We start from the raw sequence: 16,306 nt of genomic DNA on the forward strand, positions 1-16,306 counted from the left end.
CGAAATACTTTTGCTAAGTTATTCGCGTTAAACAGGTACGTTCCCGTTTTTTTCTTCCAACACTTGTGTTTTTTATCCAATATAACAGACACCCACCCAAAATAATCAATAAACAATATCGCAAAAAAACAGTGTTATTAATTAACATTGAACAAAACCATACTTTGATTGTGATCACGAACATTTGAGTGGGTGTCTGCTATATTCTTAAGATCCTCAATGGTTAATTGGTCCGGGCAGAGATCAAAGAACGACGCTGTTTGTCGAAGACATCGACTATAACACTCGATAGCTTTATCACTTTTTCCTTGTAAGGTCAGTTCGTTAAGGTAAGTACAGATGATTTTATTGTATTCTGCCGTAAAGCGGCTTCGTTCAACAAGCACTTCAAACGGAACAAAAACTGTTGGCCGCGCTCACTACGTTCACAATTATGGCCAACTATTACTTAGCCCGTTAATTGGGCGTTATAGCTCAATCATATCCCATCTTGTTTTCTATACGCGATTTGCGTATACTTTCCTCATGAAATGTATATTTGTAGAATCAAAAATATTTGAGAAATACCGAGATGACCACCTCAGTGATGAAGAGTTTAGACTGTTTCAAGCTGAGCTAATGTCAAACCCGAAGAAGGGTGATGTGATTCAAGGTACTGGTGGTTTGCGGAAGGTTCGAGTTGCAAGTAAGGGTAAAGGAAAACGTGGTGGTTCCCGTGTTATTTATTACTTCCTTGATAAAAAGCGACGTTGCTATTTACTTCCTATTTATGGAAAAAGTGAAATGTCGGATTTAACCGCAGATCAAAAGAAACAGTTAAAGGTTTTTATGGAGGTATGGCGTAATGAGCAATCGTGATTTATTTACAGAATTAAGTTCCGCTCTTGTTGAAGCAAAAGAACATTCAGAGGGGAAAATCACCCTTAAAACGCATCATGTCAACGATGTAAGTGAACTTGATATTTCACCTAATGAAATTGTACATATTAGAGAAAAATTTAATATGTCACGTGGTGTGTTTGCTAGTTTGCTTCATACATCTTCTCGTACGTTAGAGAACTGGGAGCAAGGACGCAGTGCTCCAAATGGGCAAGCAATAACACTTTTGAAATTAGTGCAACGTCATCCAGAAACTCTCACGCACATTGCAGAGCTATAACAAGCAATTCAACGTGACACGCAACAGTTGGCCGCGTTCACTCCGTTCACAAGTATGGCCAACTATTACTTAGCCCGTTAATTGGGCGTTATATGCCTAGGGAAATCTAATGCTTGATAGAAGTATTCTGCTGAAAGAATTAAAACGAGAATTCCCTGAATTGACGTCATTAATTAATGCAGAACAAGGATTACTTCACTTTGAGGTTGGCGCTTTCTACCAATTTACTCAATCACTCATAAATGACGGTGACTTAGATAAAGTAAAAACATGCTTCAGTATCGCTAATAACTATTTAGTTAATGGCGATAAAAAAGTTAAAAATGCTATTAGTGTTAGCTACGCAGAGTGTTTAGAGTTTAAGAATACAAAGAATAATAATCGAGAGTGGGCTTGGGAAATATATCCTGAGTTACTTAAAAAAGAATATGAAATTGTACGTGGTAAATTCGGCATATAATAAGCTGTTAGGTGTAAATCATGGATGATAAATATCGTTATATATTTCAATCTCTCATATATGGGTCATTAAGTACGATAGCAATTAACATTCCTCTGGGAGGTATGCTCGTAGTTTTTGGTGCTTTTCCGTTGTTGCTAATATTTCCTGATTTGGCAACGACAAGCGAGTGGGTTGAATACGGCCCTTTTTGGCTAACGATCAAAAAAGAAGAGGTTTGGCTTTTATTTTGGGGTTATTACATATTGGTCTGGGGCATGTTTTTTTATTTTAAGAATAAACGTAACAGTAAAAACACCTAATAAGCTGTTAGTTGGCTAATAAAAAAGATCGTCTAAGTGCTAAATAATTCAGTTTCACCAATTCACTGTTCGGTGCTTTACCGCGAATAAGTTAGTCACTTTTATCACGTTTCTGAAAGGTGTATTAGCGTAACTATTCGCTCTAAATAGTGAGTGTAATGGCTCAAATTCACGGTTTGGTATTTTCATTACGGTGCGTTTAAGTTATTGTTGTACTTGGTGAAAGTATGTTGCAACTAACAAGCAAATCAACTGGGACACGTAACACTTGCTCGGTTCCACTTCGTTTCACATTTTAGCAAGTATTACTTAGCCCGTTATTTGGGCGTTGAGGCTGTAGAATAACTAATTCCGCCAAAACTACTAAAATTTTGTGCTCCTGTATCGAACTGTAGAGGATTAACTCGATATAGGTAATGCATTTACCACCCCGATTTTAGGGGGTAATTCATAATAAACGAGTTATTCTACAAGCTCGTTAGGGCTTTCTCGTAACTTGAGTATATATGGATATTAAAAGTGAACTTTCGAAAAAAGGTTTTGTATTTATTCCCAAGTGGGAACCTGATGCCGAAATCGAATACTTAGCTAAAAAATTTGGAAAAATCGTAAAGGTTTCAGATTATGTTGGACATGAAATTATTCCTAACACTCAAAAAATTCGACCTAAAACACAAAGTAATTCTTCAAAGAATCAATACAGTGGAAAGTTTGGATTAGATGCTTTCCCTTTTCATACCGATTTAGCTCACTGGTCAAAACCTCCTAAATTTTTAATGCTACGATGTGTTCGAGGTTTTGAACAAGTTTCAACAAAAGTATTGCCACTGAAATATATTTTAGATCAGTTGTTTGAGTTAGGCTTACGTCGTGCAGTAGCGCAACCAAGAAGTAACGGAAGCAATACTAAAAGTTGTTTGCTGCCATTGTTATTCAAAATAAATAATCAAAGGTGTATTCGTTGGGACTCTTTATTTTTAGAAGCAGTAAATGATAATGTGAAACGAATTCAACATGTAATGTTAAAAAATGAAACTTGGGATATGGCAATCGACATCAAATTAGTAGATTCAGGTGATACCCTTATCCTAAATAATCACTCAAACTTTCATGCTCGTTCAAATATTCCAAAAGAATGTATCGATCGTGAACTTGAGCGTGTTTACTTTAATTAGAGAAATATAAATGACGAGTACAATAATAAATAATCCATGGGAATCAGATTCTCTCTACGCTAAAGCTCTTATCTATATTCAGCAAATGGAAAACAGTATTGCTGAAGATTGGCAATATGGACTATGGTCTTCATTTGCCTTAGAGCTACTCGCTAGATCTGCATTATCAAATATATCACCAGTATTATTGGCTGACTCTAAGAATTGGAGAAATATAACATTTGCTTTAGGCAGCGCCCCAACAGCTAAAAAATTCAATCCTATTTCAGTGTCAACTAAAGAGGTATTAGCTAGGCTTACAGAACTTTTACCAGACTTCACCGAAGAAATGGCTGGATTTTGCTCAAAACACACAGATGACAGAAATGCAGAGTTGCATACTGGAGAAGTGATATTTGGAAAAAAAGGCACTGCAAATTGGTTACCAAGGTTTTATCAAGCTTGTAACGCATTATTGAAATCTATGGGGAAAACATTAGCAGACCTAGTATCTGACTCCGCTCACGCGGAATCTCTAATTCAGTCATTAAGCGATGTAGCAGCTAAAAGTGTTAAACAAGATATTTCGGCTCACTCAAAAGTTTGGTCAAATAAACCCGACACAGACAAAGAAGATGCTGCATTACAGGCTAAAACATGGGCGACCAGACAATCTGGACACAGAGTAGATTGTCCATCATGTTCCTCTACGGCGCTTGTATATGGTTCTCCTGTTGGAGCTGTCTCTACAGAAATTATTGAGGGTGATGACGAAGTAACCGAAAGACAATCAATGTTACCCTCTACTTTTGAATGTATCGCTTGTAGGCTTAAAATATCTGGCTTTTCAAAGTTATCGGCTTGTGGGTTAGGTGATACTTTCTCAGCAAAAACAATTTATACTGCGGCAGAATATTTTGAATTGTACACTGCTGACGAGCTGCAAGAAGCACGAGATGAAGTAGAAGCATCATTTACATACGAACCTGATTTTAATGAGTAGTAAAGCCCTATAAGAAATTCAACAAGGACAAAAAACAGTTGGCTTTTGCTCCTTCGTCGCTTATTTTAGCCAACAATTTTTTGCCTGTTAATTAGGCGTTAGTTGGCTAATAAAAAAGATCGTCTAAGTGCTAAATAATTCAGTTTCACCAATTCACTGTTTGGTGCTTTACCGCGAATAAGTTAGTCACTTTCATCACGTTTCTGAAAGGTGTATTAGCGTAACTATTCACTCTAAATAGTGAGTGTAATGGCTCAAATTAAGTTAGATAAAACAAAATATTATCAATGTTCATTACTGCTTAATAAAAAGTTTTTTTTCTAGGATTTTTCTATTTTTAGCAATAACTAGCTTTTTAATAGGACTTTTGCGGCTGTTTTTTTCATTGTGGTGGCCTCAATGGCTGATTTAGGGGCATGAAAAGGCAATTGGCCAAGGTGAGCGCAATTTGTTTAAATATATTTCCACTCGAAACTTAACAACTTTAGCCTAAAGGCTTGTCACAATAAATATAACTGGCATGATGTAGTCATCATTTTATCTTGCTTGCTTGGCTCTATAGCGCCATATCAGGCATTCAAAATAGCCTTATTCTAGCGGAGTCATCAATGTTTTCTAGTAGTAAACGCCTAACTTTAATGGTTATGGTGTTATGCCTGATGGGTTTGTTTTCACTCGATGCCATGGCACATGGCGTTGATGAGAGTACCCGACTGTTTTTACAAAATAATACCGGCGTACAATTTTTTGCCTTTATGTATATTGGCGCGAAACATATGGTGACCGGTTATGATCATTTACTGTTTTTAGCCGGCGTCATTTTCTTCTTATACAAGAGTAAAGATATTCTACTTTATGTCAGTATGTTTACTTTGGGCCATAGCCTAACCTTGTTATTTGGTGTGCTGTGGGACGTACAAGTTAATGCCTATATTATCGATGCAATTATTGGCTTGTCGGTTGTTTACAAAGGTTTTGATAACTTAGGTGGTTTTCAGCGTACCTTAGGTTTTACTCCTAATGCTAAAGCTGCGGTGTTGATCTTTGGCCTATTCCATGGCTTTGGCTTAGCGAGCAAATTACAAGAGTTTCAACTGCCACAAGATGGCCTTTTTACCAATTTAATCGCCTTTAATTTAGGTGTGGAACTAGGACAGTTTGCCGCCTTAACCTTTATCTTACTGGTTATTAGCTTTTGGCGGAAACACCCATCGTTTGTGCAGTTTTCAACGGTAAGTAATACTTTATTGATGAGCGCGGGTTTTATGCTGATAGGTTTTCAGTTAACCGGTTATTTTAGTAACCTCAATTAGAGTAAAAGTAGTAGCTATGAAGCGGTCTTATGAAGCAAAATTTATTATTCACGGACGAATAAGTAAAGTTTATAGGGATATATTTACAGCGTTTTTGAGTAATAATGACCGCAAAGGCTAAATAAAAACCAGATTAATGAACGAAATTACTCAATTTAAGTATTAAGAAATATTAAGAAATATAAAGAAGAGAAATAGATATGCAAGATACCTTATCAAACAAAGCTTTGCTCAAAGCCACCGTTATCGCGGTGTTTATTGCCGGCTTAGCGCTGGTAAGTTTTATATTACCGGCAGAATACAATATCGACCCAACAGGTATAGGCGCTAAATTGGGCTTAACGGCTTTAGCTAATCCTAAAGCTGCTGTGGTTAGCGGTGCTGAGACAAAGGCCACTATTGACGTTCCGAAAAGTGTTCAAGCTGCCGATATCATTGAGGTCATTATCCCTGCAGGGCGTGGCCTTGAATTTAAATTTGCCATGGAAAAGTTTAAAAAAATGGAATATCAATGGCAGACTGATGGCGCAGCGATTTTCTTTGATTTACACGGCGAGCCTGAAGGTGATACCACAGGTTATTATGAAAGTTATGCTATTGCCACGTTAGCGGATATGCAGGGTAGCTTTACCACACCTTTTGCTGGTGTGCATGGTTGGTATTGGAAAAATAAATCAGCTCAAGCGGTAGTGATCACACTTACCGTCAGTGGTGAATATAGTGTTATTGGCTTAAAAAAATAGTTATTACAAATTAGCTCGTGATCGAAAGAAAGCGCTTAACAATTTTATCTATATTAAGTGCATATGTTTTGACATTAACGCCTAGCATTGGCAAAGTAATTTTTTAAATGCAAAAAGATAATAATAATGAATCAAATAAGCAGTAAGTCAGTTAAAAATCATCCCTTTAAGCTATCGCCATTAATGGCTGGCATTGTTTTATCCTTGGGCGTAGTCGTCAGTGGTTGTCAAGATGCTAAAACCGTGACACCAAGCAGCGCCAATATAGCTGAATCGACCAGCAATACTGAACAAGTAGTTGCCGTAAATTATGCCGAATTAGCCCAAGAAATCGCTAAAAAATACATTATTACTGATGGCCATATTGATGTGCCATATCGTTTAGAAGATCAATTTGAAAATGTTGCTGAACATACTGAACATGGCGATTTCGATTTTCCAAGAGCAGTTGCTGGCGGTTTAGATGCGCCATTTATGTCGATTTATATTCCAGCCAGACTTGAGAAAAGCGGTGGCAGTAAAGCGCTTGCTGATAAATTGATCACTATGGTTGAAGATATAGTAAAAGCAGCGCCTGATAAATTTGCCTTAGCTTATTCAACGGCTGATGTTAAAGCTAACTTTGCTAAAGGTATCATTTCACTGCCTATGGGCATGGAAAATGGTAGCCCTATTGAAGGTGATTTAGCTAACCTTAAACACTTTTATGACCGCGGTATTCGTTACATTACTTTAACCCACTCAAAAGCGAATCATATCTCTGATTCCTCTTATGATGAAAATCGCCCCGCTGGCGGCTTAACTGATTTTGGTAAAACTTTAGTTGCAGAGATGAATAATATTGGCGTCATGGTTGATGTTGCTCATATCTCAGATGAGGCTTTTTATGATGTCATGGCGATAACTAAGACACCTGTTATCGCTTCACATTCTTCAGCACGTCATTTTACTCCAGGCTTTGAACGTAATATGAGTGATGAGATGATTAAGGCACTGGCGGTAAATGGTGGTGTTATTCAAATCAACTTCGGCTCTAGTTTTATCTCTCAAAAGGCTATTGATTACGGCACGTTACGTAAAGCAGCAATAAAAACTTTTATCACGGAAAACAACCTTGAAAAGGATAGTGATGAAGTTACCACCTTTAAAGCAGCATACAAGATTAGCAATCCATACCCTTTTTCTAGCCTAAGCGATGTGCTTGATCATTTTGACCATGTGGTGCAATTAGTTGGCATTGATTATGTTGGTATTGGCTCTGATTACGACGGAGTTGGTGATAGCTTGCCTAGTAACCTAAAAGATGTGGCTTCGTATCCTAACTTGATCGAAGGCTTGTTAAAGCGTGCCTATAGCGAGGCAGATATTGTAAAAATTCTTTCGGGTAACGTGCTGCGTGTTTGGCAAGCTGCTGAGGCTTATGCTGCACAGCATTAGGTTGTTTACTTAGCCATATTTACTTAATGATATGGTTACTGAGTACTTATTGGTTTCAATTGCTATTTAGTTAGCTGTTGGCAATCGATAGTGCTCATTAAAGCTGACCATGACAGTCAGCTAAGGTAACAACTCAATGGCGCGAACTTGTAATATTGCTTCGCCGCCGTCTTTGTCGGTCAAACTTGGTGTTAAATAAATAGCATCTATATGTTCGGGTAATAAGCCAATATCTGTTGAACTAGCAGGGGTCCATTCTGGTCGATAGAAGTCTTTTAAATCGACTTCTTGCGTAGTCCATTGTCGCGCGGGCGGCAATTTTATTTGATAATGGGCATAACTTTGATCACCATTTTTGCCATATTCTTGCTGTGATAACTTAATTAACAGTGGCGTATCACATTGATACGTTAGACGTATTTTTTTTATGCCCGTTAATGAAGCGCTAGGTAATTTATGAATCAATTCAATCCATGAATTGCGCTTTTCATCAATACGCGGTACACGCTTAAATTTTATCCAGATGCCACCATGTCTAATGAGTTTTTCATTAATGATAGCCTCACTGCCATAAGGGTCAGTGTCATAAGTCCATTGGTTTCTATCTAGTGCGGCATAAGTAGTCTCTGCTTGGACGGCAGTTGCTGCTAAAAGTAGTAAACTCACCATGCTAGTACGCAGTGTAGCGCTGAGAAAATTCATATTAATCCTGTAAAGTAAGGTGCGAACTGGGTGATAAAAATAAGCTGGTCTTGTACGTTATACTCTAGCAAAATACGGGCACATTGTTTTACTAGCACTCGCGTGATTTTTAGCCGCAGGCACGAGCAATGTGCGCGTTAATACTCTGCTATTGCCAGTCGGTGAGGCCATATTTTGCTAATATCTTCTTTAACCTGCCGCTTTGCCTCAGCGTTATTAAGCCGCTATCAAATATCTTTACTAGTTTTTTACTGAGCAAAGCTGAAAAGCCTAAATACAGCGGAGTAAAATCACCTTGGGTTCCGGCATAAATAATGCCTTTGTTTTCTCCTTTGGCTAGTTGGTATTGCACGGTAAATCGAGAGTCTAATAATATATCTAATCGGCCCATTTGTAGCATTTTTAACTGCTTTACTAGTGGCGAGTTACCACTGGCCGCAAAAACATGTTCGCTTTGTGCTTTGAGAAAACGGCTGAATTCTGCGCCATATTGATAACCATTAATGGTACCTAAAATAGCGTTACCTGTTAATGTCGCTGATAAGTGAGTCATACTCTGAAAGCGCCAAGGGTTATCTGCTCTGACATAAAAATCATTATATAAGCCAGCAAAGTTTAACTGACTTTGCTGAAGTTGATAACGTTCAATATGTTGTGGTGTTAAGGCGAGTACTATATCGACTTTGTTTTTTTGCGCTAGCTTTAATGCTCGAGCTAATGGCATTAAAGAAAAGGTTAACTTTATTTCGTTATCTCTAGCTATCTCCTTGACTATTTCCACCAAGAAACCCGGTAAATCTTGCTCGTCACAGACATAAGGGCACCATTCATCAGAGACAACTACTAAGGCCTTAGCTTGTACAGCAGCGTGCGACAAAGTTAGCCATAGCAAGCACAATATCAGGCAGCCCGGTAATGACTTGTTAATGATTTTAATCATGATGTTCTTTTCAAGCTAAAGTGTTGTCGTGCTATCAGTAACTACTAATGTTGCTGATAAAGATAAGTGATAGCCGTAAGTAGCCCCGAGGCCACTTACGGCTAATGAACTAAGCTGCCACTGTTTTTATACTGTTTGCACGCCATAAATAATAAAGCACAGGCAATACTAGCAAGGTTAATAACATAGCACTTGCCATGCCACCAACCATAGGAGCGGCAATACGACTCATCACTTCTGAGCCGGTACCTGAGCCATATAATATTGGTAATAAACCGACAATGACTGTGCCGCCGGTCATCATAATAGGTCTAATTCTTAACCCCGCACCACTCAGCACGGCTTGTAATATTTGCTCTTTGGTGGTGGTTTTTCCTTGGGCTGCATTGTCAGCCAATAAGGCGTGATAAGCTTGGTTTAAGTACACCAGCATGATGACACCAATTTCTACTGCTACGCCGGCCAAGGCGATAAAACCGACACCTACTGCAACCGAGAAATTGAAGCCTTGTAAATACATTAGCCAAATACTGCCGACCATAGCGAGGGGTAGTGTGCCTAAAATCATCGCCACTTCAATAACATTACGGAAGCTTAAATACAGCAATACTATGATAATGGCTAATGTTAACGGTACCACATAAGTGAGTTTAGCTTTTGCCCGTTGCATGTATTCATATTGACCCGCCCAAGTAATAGAGTAGCCAGCGGGTAATTTTAGCTGAGCATCAACCACTTTCTGAGCGTTTTCAACATAAGTGCCAACGTCTATGTCTTCTATATCAATAAAAGTCCAGCCATTTAAACGCGCATTTTCTGACTTGATACCTGGAGGACCATCTTCAATAAATATATGAGCAACATCACCAAGGGAAATCCGTTGGCCATTGGGGGTAACTATCGGCAATAGCGATAGCTGCTCAGGGGAATTACGATAATCTTGCGGGTAACGTAAATTGACTGGATAACGCTCTAAGCCTTCAACGGTAGTGGTAACATTCATGCCGCCAATTGCCGTCGCGATTACTTGCTGAATATCACTAATATTTAAGCCATAACGAGCCGCCTTGGCTCGTTGAATATCAACTTTAATATAGCGACCACCCGCGACACGTTCCGAGTAGACCGAAGCTGTGCCGGGTACGTCAGCTAAAATAACTTCCAGTTGCTGTCCTATTTCTTGAATAACCTTGAGTTTAGGCCCTGCTATTTTGATACCTACCGGAGTTTTGATGCCGGTTGCTAACATGTCTATACGCGTTTTTATCGGCATAACCCAAGCATTGGTGACTCCAGGTAACTTCACTAAGGAATCAAGCTCTTTTTTCAAGCTAGCGGTAGTAACGCCTTCTCGCCATTCACTTTTTGGCTTGAACTGGATAAAGGTTTCTATCATGGTTAAGGGCGCCGGATCCGTGGCCGTTTCAGCGCGGCCCACTTTGCCAAAAACAGTTTTTACTTCAGGTACGGTTTTAATCAGCTTATTGGTTTGTTGTAACAGCTGCCTTGCTTGGCCAATAGAAATACCCGGATAGGTAGTTGGCATATACATTAAGTCGCCTTCATCAAGGGGCGGAATAAATTCGCTACCTATTTTATCTAACGGATATAAACCTATGAGCAGCACCACAACGGCGGCTGATAAGGTAATCTTAGGCGAATGTAACACTGCTTTGAGCGCTGGCATGTAGAGTGATGTTAAAAATCTATTGACTGGGTTTTTATGCTCAGCGAGCACTTTGCCGCGAATAAAATAGCCCATCAATACCGGTACCAAAGTAATAGCTAAGGCCGCCGATGCCGCCATGGCATAAGTTTTGGTGTAGGCCAGGGGCGAAAACATTCGACCTTCTTGCGCCTCAAGAGTAAATACCGGCACAAAACTGACCGTGATAATCAACAAACTAAAAAACAGTGCTGGGCCTACTTCACAAGCGGCATCGGTGACAATTTGCCAACGATTCTCATCGGTTAATGGCGTCTTCTCTATATGTTTATGCATGTTTTCGATCATAACAATAGCGCCATCAACCATAGCGCCAATGGCAATAGCAATACCACCAAGAGACATGATGTTGGCGTTTAAACCTTGGGCATGCATGACAATAAAGGCCGTTAAAATACCGACAGGAATGCTAATTATCACCACTAAAGATGAGCGAAAATGAAAGAGAAAAATAACGCAGACTAAGGCAACGACAGCAAATTCTTCTAACAGTTTCATCGCTAGGTTTTCCACCGCACGCTCAATTAAGGCTGATCTGTCATAAACGGTGATAATTTCTACACCATCAGGTAGGCCTTTTTTTAGCTGCTCAAGCTTAGCTTTAACGCCTTTAATAACCTCTTGGGCATTTTCGCCAAAGCGCATTACCACAATACCACCGACGACTTCACCTTCACCATTGAGCTCGGCAATACCGCGGCGCATTTGTGGCCCTGTGCCAATTTGAGCGACATCTTTTAATAATAAAGGCGTACCATTTTCATTGACGCCAAGGGGAATGTTTTCCAGATCCTCAACACTTTTGATATAACCGGTGGCGCGCACCATATATTCGGCTTCGGCCATTTCCACTACCGAGGCACCAATTTCTTGGTTACCTTGTTGGATCGCCGTTTGGATCAGCGATAGAGGAATACCAAAGGCGCGTAATTTATCGGGATCAATTTGTACCTGATATTGCTTAACCATGCCACCGAGTGTGGCTATTTCAGAAACCCCTTTTACTGTTTGTAATTCAAACTTTAAAAACCAATCTTGTAAACTACGTAGTTGGCTTAGATCATGTTGACCCGTTTTATCAACCAGTGCATATAGGTAAACCCAGCCAACTCCTGTGGCATCAGGGCCTAGTTGTGGCCTAGCTTCGCTAGGTAAACTAGGGCCTACTTGGCTTAAATATTCTAAAACGCGAGAGCGTGCCCAATAAAGGTCGGTATCTTCGTCGAAAATAACATAAACGTAAGAATCGCCAAAAAAGGAGTAACCACGTACAGTTACCGCGCCAGGTACCGATAACATGGCAGTGGTTAATGGATAAGTTACTTGTTCTTCAACAACTTGTGGTGCTTGGCCAGGGTAGCTGGTTTTGATGATAACTTGCACATCAGATAAATCAGGCAGGGCATCAATCGGGGTGTTTTTTACTGAATATAAACCAACACCCACGAGTATCATGGTGGCCAGTATGACAAAGAAGCGATTGTTTACCGACCAGCGAATAATAGCTGTAATCATTACAGACCTCCTTTAAGCATGAGTGCCTGAGGCATTTCCTCAGGCATGTTATGTTTCATGCTTGAGTTCATTGCCATAGCGCTAACAATAATGAATTCACCATGATGAATTTCGAAGGTGAACATCAAATAAGCATCGACAGTAAAAAGTGTCATATCAACATTTTCTGCGACTATGAAGTCAACAGTCGCCGCTGCTCGACCCCATTTTTTAATGGCTTCACGGTGTAGAGTAACCATGCGGTGGGCTGACATAACCGAGCTTACTGTGCCATTTACCGTGGCACTGCTGACGGGTTTGTCACCATTTTGTTCAATATTAATAATGCGATAATCGTTGTCACTGACTTTTTCAATCTCAACACGGATAGTCATATCTGCTTTTAGTTGAGAAAAGTCGACTGAGTCTAAAGCGATAAAGTCCATGGTCATTGCTGGCCAGTCCCATGCCGGGATAGCCGGGTGAGCTAAAGTTAGCATCTTATGATCTGCCATTAGGCTAACTATGCTGGCATCGACCCACACTGTGCTGGGCACTGAATCATGGTTCATACGTTTAAAGTCAGAGGTTTTACTCGATTCAGAGTCGAGTAAAAATTGCGCCGAACTAACCACTTTTTCACCTGCGCTCAGGCCGGATAATATTTCCACATGATGGCTATCAAAACGTCCAACACTAACGGCGATAGATTTAAAGTTTCCTTCGCCCAGGGCTAATACCACACGGTCTTGATTGCCGGTGCGAATTAGCGCCTCTTTGGGTATTAATAGTGCTTTTTCATCACTGCTAGTATGAATGGTAATTTGCGCAAACATATTAGGCTTAAATTCACCATTTTCATTGTTAAAGCGCAACCTGACTTTTACCGTGCGGGTTTTTGCATCTAAGATGGGGTAAACGTAATCTATCTTACCTTGCCAGGTTTTACCCGGTAAATAATCTAGGCTCATGGTCACAGCTGTGCCTTGTACTACTTGATTTGCCTGGCGCTCAAATACCTCGGCAACCACCCAAACTTGTGATAAATCACCAATAGACATTAAGGTTGAACCAGGCTTAACAAAAAAACCTTCCCGTATTTCTAGGCTTTCAATGACGCCATTTTGTGGCGCATAAAAGGTAATGTTTTGTTGCACCTTATGCGTTTTTTTAAGCTTTTTAATCGCTGATTTTGGTAATTGTAGCGCCACTAAGCGGTTTTCTGCCGCGGTAATTAAACGGCTATTTTTTCGGTCTATGGCGAGTAAAAACTCTTCTTGGGCATTGACTAGCTCAGGAGAATAAATATCATATAGTGGCTGGCCTTTTTTTACTGCATCGCCAATGGCTTTAACATAAAGTTTTTCTATCCAGCCTTCTACTCTAGGATGAATATGTACTAAGGTATCTTCATCAAAGGTGACATAACCTACGGTATCAATTTGTGTATGTAATATTTTAACTTCGGCAATTACGGTACGAACACCTAAGTTATTAACGACATTGGGGGAAATACGAATAGTGCCGACACCTTCATCTGGCCCTGAACCATCGTCAGCATAATAGGGGATTAAATCCATACCCATAGGTGACTTTCCGGCTTTATCGCGACGATAATTAGCATCCATAGGGGCAACCCAATAAAGCGGCTCACTGCTGGCACTACTGTCGCTATTAGTTAGGTTACTTTGGGGCGTGAATATGGTGTAAGCCGTTACGGTAAGAGCTGCACCAAAAATTAAGCCAACTAGGCTGGCTTTAACTGTTGAGGTTTTAGTTGCTGTCATTATTGTTCTCCCGCTATGTTATTGGCGGTACTTAACGAGCCAACAAATAAGTAATTTAATTCTAAAATAAGCTTTTGCTCTGCGACCTGAATGCCTAAGTCGTCAATTTTGGCATTGAGCACAGCAATACGTGAACGCACTACTTCAGCAAAGTCACCGTAATCATTGGTGTAAGCGGTTAATGACGCTTCTGCCTGATCTTCAACTTGTGGTAAAAGTCGCGTTTGGTAGAGAATTTTTCGTTCTTCTAAGCGTAATAAACGGCCTTTGGCACTTGAAAAAGCACCCAGTAGTTGACGCAATAACAGTATTTTTTCTGTTTTCACCGCCTCAGTTTTTGAAATTGCGGATTTTACCACCATATCTTGGCGGTTTTCAGTAAACAGCGGCAAATCGAAGGTGATGCCAACAGAGAGGAAATCTGAGCGGCTATTACCCATAGGGTCATTACCACGATAACCATAACTGGCATTAACTCCCCACTCGGGTTGATATTGCTGCTCGGCTAAGTGAATGCCGGTTTTACTGGCAGATATTTTTTTATCCAGCGCAAATACGGCGGGATGATTAGCAAAGTGTTTTGCGAGCACTTCCACAGACAACCAAGTTTTACCATAAACAAGCTTGTTATTGAGTAAATCAAGTTGTGGTAATTGCTGGGCTAATTGTATGTTGTGCAGTTGGCTAATAGCGCTGATAGCATCTTGCTGGCTATTGGCACTGGTAGTAAAAGCCGTCGATAGCCATTGCGCCAACATACCCAAATAGGCATTTTTTTGTTGCGCTAATATATCTAACCTGTCATCGAGGCGAGTTAATTCAAGTTGCGCTCGAACAATATCTTGTTGGCTGGTCTTGCCTAAGGCAGAAGAGTAACTGGCTTGAGCGACATCAGCTAATTGTTCGAACAAAGAACGATTTTTTTCAATAAGGCTAATACTTTGCTGAACCCGAAAGGCATCAAGCCATAAGGTACCTACGGTCACGGCGATTTTAGCTTTTCGGTCGGCCCGTTGAAAAGGGTAAGCTTCACTTTCAATACGTAATTGTTGATTTTTAATGGCCAGGCTATCGCCACGTGGAAACATCTGGGTAATACCTACCTTAAGCTGGGTCATACCTTCTTGATAAAAATCAAAGCCATCGGTTGGTAAATTTGCCAGCCCAATGGACATTTTGGGATCTGGCATACTAGCCGCAGCATGGCTCATGGCCTCAACTGCTTGTTGTAGATGTTTATTTCCCGTTAGCCAAGGGTCATTTTTTTGCGCGGTTGTCACTGCGCTATTAAATGACAAAATTTGTTCATTGTTAGCCGCTTGACTCATTGGGCTAACACTAAAAAGGCAACTTAAGGCTATGGCACTGGCAACTGAGCTTATCTTGGTCTGACTTGGTTTATTGCTAATCATTAGAATTGCTCCTGATAATTATTAAGCTCGGCGTAAATACCATAACTACCGTCAGCGTTAAGTAAAATGACTTGGTAGGGCATAAATTTATCCCCTATTTCCATACCAGGTGTACCAATTGGCATAGCGGGTACCGATAAACCAAGGGCATTTTTGGGTGGCTGAGCTAAAAACTGATGAATGAATTTAGCCGGTACATGACCTTCAAAAACATAGCCGTCTTTTGACACTGCGGTATGACATGAACGATATTGCGGCGCTATGCCCTTAGCTTGCTTGAAGGCCGATAAATTTTCGTGGTTATGAGCTTTAGTGGTAAAACCGTGTTGCTCAATATGGTCTATCCATTTCTCACAACAACCACAAGTAGGGCTTTTATACACTGCAAGTATCGGGTGCAGTGTCGTAGTTTGTGTGATTGCTATTGTTGGTGTGACGACTACTGGCGTTGCCCGGTCAATTTTTGGCGGGGTAACTTTCTGCTTAGCTACGGGCGTTGCTTGCGTGTTTTGTTCTGAACAAGCACTAAGTAATAATAAGCTAGCGAAAAGGCTAATAGCTATAGTGGCTTTAGCGGGAAAAGAAAATGAAAACATAACTCCCTCCTTGGGGGAAAATTTAACAATATGAGTACTTAAGGTAATTACCGTACTTTGTCGTGATTGATTCTAAAA

15 protein-coding genes are annotated in these 16,306 nt (G+C 40.2%); 9 read left to right on the forward strand and 6 right to left on the reverse strand.

All coding sequences use genetic code 11. The features are described 5' to 3' along the window. Positions 1 to 525 precede the first annotated feature (525 nt). The 9 genes from MTCD1_RS10745 (at position 526) to MTCD1_RS10785 (ending at position 7,571) form a co-directional block, all read left to right on the forward strand. Positions 526 to 858 carry a type II toxin-antitoxin system RelE/ParE family toxin gene (locus tag MTCD1_RS10745; protein ID WP_057183197.1) on the forward strand — a complete coding sequence of 111 codons (333 nt, stop codon included), beginning with the start codon at positions 526 to 528 and terminating at the stop codon, positions 856 to 858. Beyond that, positions 845 to 1,159 carry a helix-turn-helix domain-containing protein gene (locus MTCD1_RS10750; RefSeq protein WP_057183175.1) on the forward strand — a complete coding sequence of 105 codons (315 nt, stop codon included), beginning with the start codon at positions 845 to 847 and terminating at the stop codon, positions 1,157 to 1,159. Before MTCD1_RS10745 ends, MTCD1_RS10750 begins: the two co-directional genes overlap by 14 nt. A 109-nt stretch (positions 1,160 to 1,268) precedes the next feature. Further along, positions 1,269 to 1,619, forward strand: a complete 351-nt coding sequence (locus MTCD1_RS10755) for a DUF7674 family protein (protein WP_057183173.1) — start codon at positions 1,269 to 1,271, stop codon at positions 1,617 to 1,619. Between the two features lie 20 nt (positions 1,620 to 1,639). Next, the gene (locus tag MTCD1_RS10760; protein ID WP_057183170.1) at positions 1,640 to 1,921 is read left to right on the forward strand and encodes a hypothetical protein; all 282 of its coding nucleotides are present in this window, start codon (positions 1,640 to 1,642) and stop codon (positions 1,919 to 1,921) included. A 506-nt stretch (positions 1,922 to 2,427) separates the two neighbouring features. Then, the gene (locus MTCD1_RS10765) at positions 2,428 to 3,096 is read left to right on the forward strand and encodes a Fe(II)-2OG oxygenase family protein (RefSeq protein ID WP_057183168.1); all 669 of its coding nucleotides are present in this window, start codon (positions 2,428 to 2,430) and stop codon (positions 3,094 to 3,096) included. A 10-nt stretch (positions 3,097 to 3,106) separates the two neighbouring features. Beyond that, the gene (locus MTCD1_RS10770) at positions 3,107 to 4,078 is read left to right on the forward strand and encodes a hypothetical protein (protein WP_057183166.1); all 972 of its coding nucleotides are present in this window, start codon (positions 3,107 to 3,109) and stop codon (positions 4,076 to 4,078) included. Positions 4,079 to 4,716: 638 nt separating this feature from the next. Continuing rightward, positions 4,717 to 5,391: a HupE/UreJ family protein gene (locus tag MTCD1_RS10775; RefSeq protein ID WP_438819284.1), complete on the forward strand. Its 675-nt coding sequence runs from the start codon at positions 4,717 to 4,719 to the stop codon at positions 5,389 to 5,391. A gap of 200 nt (positions 5,392 to 5,591) precedes the next feature. Next, positions 5,592 to 6,134, forward strand: a complete 543-nt coding sequence (locus MTCD1_RS10780; RefSeq protein WP_057183162.1) for a hypothetical protein — start codon at positions 5,592 to 5,594, stop codon at positions 6,132 to 6,134. A gap of 126 nt (positions 6,135 to 6,260) precedes the next feature. Beyond that, on the forward strand, positions 6,261 to 7,571 hold the full coding sequence (locus MTCD1_RS10785) for a dipeptidase (protein WP_082606606.1): 1,311 nt from the start codon (positions 6,261 to 6,263) through the stop codon (positions 7,569 to 7,571). 120 nt (positions 7,572 to 7,691) lie between these two features. Here the strand turns inward: MTCD1_RS10785 and MTCD1_RS10790 are convergent, their stop codons facing one another. From MTCD1_RS10790 to MTCD1_RS10815, 6 genes are all read right to left on the reverse strand, one after another. Beyond that, a complete protein-coding gene (locus MTCD1_RS10790) occupies positions 7,692 to 8,273 on the reverse strand; it encodes a hypothetical protein (RefSeq protein WP_057183160.1) in 582 nt (193 codons plus the stop codon). Positions 8,274 to 8,421: 148 nt separating this feature from the next. Continuing rightward, positions 8,422 to 9,213 (reverse strand): substrate-binding periplasmic protein, encoded by a 792-nt coding sequence (locus MTCD1_RS10795; protein WP_057183158.1) that lies wholly within the window; start codon positions 9,211 to 9,213, stop codon positions 8,422 to 8,424. Positions 9,214 to 9,322: 109 nt separating this feature from the next. Next, the gene (locus MTCD1_RS10800; protein WP_088568945.1) at positions 9,323 to 12,454 is read right to left on the reverse strand and encodes an efflux RND transporter permease subunit; all 3,132 of its coding nucleotides are present in this window, start codon (positions 12,452 to 12,454) and stop codon (positions 9,323 to 9,325) included. Next, entirely contained in the window at positions 12,454 to 14,220 is a 1,767-nt protein-coding gene (locus MTCD1_RS10805) for an efflux RND transporter periplasmic adaptor subunit (protein WP_057183154.1), read from the reverse strand. Before MTCD1_RS10805 ends, MTCD1_RS10800 begins: the two co-directional genes overlap by 1 nt. Next, the gene (locus tag MTCD1_RS10810) at positions 14,220 to 15,632 is read right to left on the reverse strand and encodes a TolC family protein (RefSeq protein WP_057183152.1); all 1,413 of its coding nucleotides are present in this window, start codon (positions 15,630 to 15,632) and stop codon (positions 14,220 to 14,222) included. The genes MTCD1_RS10805 and MTCD1_RS10810 overlap by 1 nt, the downstream gene beginning before the upstream one ends. Continuing rightward, positions 15,632 to 16,228 carry a DUF411 domain-containing protein gene (locus MTCD1_RS10815; protein WP_057183150.1) on the reverse strand — a complete coding sequence of 199 codons (597 nt, stop codon included), beginning with the start codon at positions 16,226 to 16,228 and terminating at the stop codon, positions 15,632 to 15,634. The genes MTCD1_RS10810 and MTCD1_RS10815 overlap by 1 nt, the downstream gene beginning before the upstream one ends. Positions 16,229 to 16,306: the final 78 nt, after the last annotated feature.

The sequence above is a fragment of the Colwellia marinimaniae genome (assembly GCF_002207865.1).
Classification (GTDB): domain Bacteria; phylum Pseudomonadota; class Gammaproteobacteria; order Enterobacterales; family Alteromonadaceae; genus Colwellia; species Colwellia marinimaniae.

Bases quoted from the DNA above. Each gene is read 5' to 3' on its own strand.
- MTCD1_RS10745 (WP_057183197.1), top strand. From the start codon at position 526: ATGAAATGTATATTTGTAGAATCAAAAATATTTGAGAAATACCGAGAT.
- MTCD1_RS10750 (WP_057183175.1), top strand. From the start codon at position 845: ATGAGCAATCGTGATTTATTTACAGAATTAAGTTCCGCTCTTGTTGAA.
- MTCD1_RS10755 (WP_057183173.1), top strand. From the start codon at position 1,269: ATGCTTGATAGAAGTATTCTGCTGAAAGAATTAAAACGAGAATTCCCT.
- MTCD1_RS10760 (WP_057183170.1), top strand. From the start codon at position 1,640: ATGGATGATAAATATCGTTATATATTTCAATCTCTCATATATGGGTCA.
- MTCD1_RS10765 (WP_057183168.1), top strand. From the start codon at position 2,428: ATGGATATTAAAAGTGAACTTTCGAAAAAAGGTTTTGTATTTATTCCC.
- MTCD1_RS10770 (WP_057183166.1), top strand. From the start codon at position 3,107: ATGACGAGTACAATAATAAATAATCCATGGGAATCAGATTCTCTCTAC.
- MTCD1_RS10775 (WP_438819284.1), top strand. From the start codon at position 4,717: ATGGTTATGGTGTTATGCCTGATGGGTTTGTTTTCACTCGATGCCATG.
- MTCD1_RS10780 (WP_057183162.1), top strand. From the start codon at position 5,592: ATGCAAGATACCTTATCAAACAAAGCTTTGCTCAAAGCCACCGTTATC.
- MTCD1_RS10785 (WP_082606606.1), top strand. From the start codon at position 6,261: ATGAATCAAATAAGCAGTAAGTCAGTTAAAAATCATCCCTTTAAGCTA.
- MTCD1_RS10790 (WP_057183160.1), bottom strand. From the start codon at position 8,273: ATGAATTTTCTCAGCGCTACACTGCGTACTAGCATGGTGAGTTTACTA.
- MTCD1_RS10795 (WP_057183158.1), bottom strand. From the start codon at position 9,213: ATGATTAAAATCATTAACAAGTCATTACCGGGCTGCCTGATATTGTGC.
- MTCD1_RS10800 (WP_088568945.1), bottom strand. From the start codon at position 12,454: ATGATTACAGCTATTATTCGCTGGTCGGTAAACAATCGCTTCTTTGTC.
- MTCD1_RS10805 (WP_057183154.1), bottom strand. From the start codon at position 14,220: ATGACAGCAACTAAAACCTCAACAGTTAAAGCCAGCCTAGTTGGCTTA.
- MTCD1_RS10810 (WP_057183152.1), bottom strand. From the start codon at position 15,632: ATGATTAGCAATAAACCAAGTCAGACCAAGATAAGCTCAGTTGCCAGT.
- MTCD1_RS10815 (WP_057183150.1), bottom strand. From the start codon at position 16,228: ATGTTTTCATTTTCTTTTCCCGCTAAAGCCACTATAGCTATTAGCCTT.